Here is a 1,615-nt window from a genome sequence, read left to right as displayed (position 1 = left end):
ACCATATGTATTAGCTGAATTGACAACATATGATTTTTATAAATTCTTACACTAAAGGAAAAACACTATGCACAACATCGTGTATAATTAATTGCTTCATTTCTGCTCTACTTGCGAATATTCCTGCGGAATATTCACAGGTTCGTAAAAGTTTACTAACTTAGTTGCTGAACCACGCAACTAACCATACACAAACACGTTGTACACAAGCTGAAAAACGAACTCAAATTGATAAAAAAGTTACTAATTGGAATTTTATTACTCGGAATAATATCCATAATCGGATATTTCGTTTTTTTGGCAAATTTTGAGATTTTTGACGAACCAACAGAAACGGAATTAAAAGTAGAATGCGATTACGAAGGTTTACGTAAAGTAAAAATGACCGAAATGACTGGAAATGCAACTGCGAATAGGTCAATTCATATTTACGCAACTAATTGCAATTACGATGAAAATATTGAACTTGAATCAATCTTTGTCGCAAGTGCTGGATTCATAAAACCAAAAGATGTGAATTTTGAGTGGAAAAGTTTTGACACTTTGACAATTAGATACAATAAAAAACTAGAGATTTTCAAACAAAAAACAGAATCGGAATCTGTAAACCCAAAAATAATATTTGAATATATAGCAGATTAAATGAAAACATTTCGATTCATATTAATTGTAATTCTATCAATAATAATATTGCTGACAACTTATTTTATAATTGACAGATATGTATTTAATCCAAATATGAAAGGAATTAGTCCTGTCGATATTAAAAACATTTTGGCTTATTTAATTTTCCCTTTAATTATTTCAATTTTAATAATTTGGTTTATTGAGAGACGTACAAAAACAATAAAAAAATAAAAGCCAGTGTACAACACCGTATAAAATTAATTGCTAGTGCAAGCTTACTTACGAAAATCCTCGCGGATTTTCTATTCGGTTTGTATTTGCTAAATTAGGTGCTTAAACAACGCAACTAATCTTATACAAACACGTTACCATTAATTATGAAGACAGCCATTTTATTTATTTTCTTAATTTCAAGTTTTGGAATATCCGCACAAGATATTTCCGAATCTGAATTTAAAAACTCGAATTGGTTTACAGAGATTAATGGAGGAAATATATTTAAAACTGATACTATAATAATATCCAAATTAACGAATATTGAGCCAAAAAAGTATTCGCATATGCGGATGTTTGTAGAAATGGATTATTTAGAAGCTGATCTTTTTTCCGCACTTGAATTTAGAAAAAACGATATTTATATTCAAGAAATTGACAAAGATGCGTGCGGATTTAGTTATAGCGAAACACTAAAGTGGGAGTTTGATAACGAAACACAAATTTTACGATTTTATAAAAACGACAACTTAATTGCGGAATATGAAATTATCTCGCAAAAAACTAATTTTACTGAATGGAGTAATAAGGAAGAGAAACCTATCGAAATAAGTGCAAATGTATTGACATTGGAATTAATCAAGTTGCGGAAATAACTAATGGTAACACTGTATATAATTTATTGCTTGGTTCAAGCCTACTTACGAAAATCCTCGCGGATTTTCTATTCGGTTTTTATTTGTTAACTTAGTTGCTTAACCACGCAACAAACCAT

General features: G+C 29.5%; 2 protein-coding genes. Both read left to right on the top strand.

The features are described 5' to 3' along the window. Window positions 1-297: 297 nt before the first annotated feature. A complete protein-coding gene (locus tag ACJBCC_RS17205; protein ID WP_407557921.1) occupies window positions 298-642 on the top strand; it encodes a hypothetical protein in 345 nt (114 codons plus the stop codon). A gap of 362 nt (window positions 643-1,004) precedes the next feature. Then, complete coding sequence (locus tag ACJBCC_RS17200) at window positions 1,005-1,496, top strand: hypothetical protein (protein ID WP_407557920.1); 492 nt, start codon at window positions 1,005-1,007, stop codon at window positions 1,494-1,496. Window positions 1,497-1,615: the final 119 nt, after the last annotated feature.

This window comes from Winogradskyella sp. 4-2091, assembly GCF_045765065.1.
In the GTDB taxonomy this organism is placed as follows: domain Bacteria; phylum Bacteroidota; class Bacteroidia; order Flavobacteriales; family Flavobacteriaceae; genus Winogradskyella.
This window is presented reverse-complemented; position numbering and strand designations above follow the sequence as displayed.